Source organism: Blautia sp. DFI.1.216, assembly GCF_020594215.1.
Classification (GTDB): Bacteria; Bacillota; Clostridia; order Lachnospirales; family Lachnospiraceae; genus Blautia_A; species Blautia_A wexlerae.
The window spans coordinates 1-222 of record NZ_JAJDML010000270.1; the positions used below are offsets into that span (position 1 = coordinate 1).

The following is a 222-nucleotide window of genomic DNA, read 5'->3' on the forward strand; positions in this document are numbered from 1 at the left end:
GAACTCTTGAATTTGCAGGCGAAAGCGAGCCAGTCTTTGAAAGAGATAAAAATAACCGCAGGGTCTTAGCCAGACGAAGCTATAACCTTTATTCTGACATACAGAAAGGCGAAAATGTTGTGGTGGAAATTCCTGTGCAGGCTGGCGAAAAGCATTTCAAGTATGAACAGAAAGTAAAACTTGTCAATCCGAAGTTATACGGCAGAGGTTACGCAATCGGGG

At 43.2% G+C, this 222-nt stretch carries 1 protein-coding gene; it reads left to right on the forward strand.

All coding sequences use genetic code 11. The annotated features are described in order from the left end of the window. The coding region (locus LJE11_RS21035) for a DUF961 family protein (protein ID WP_227296466.1) at positions 1-222 on the forward strand (222 nt) is incomplete at both ends.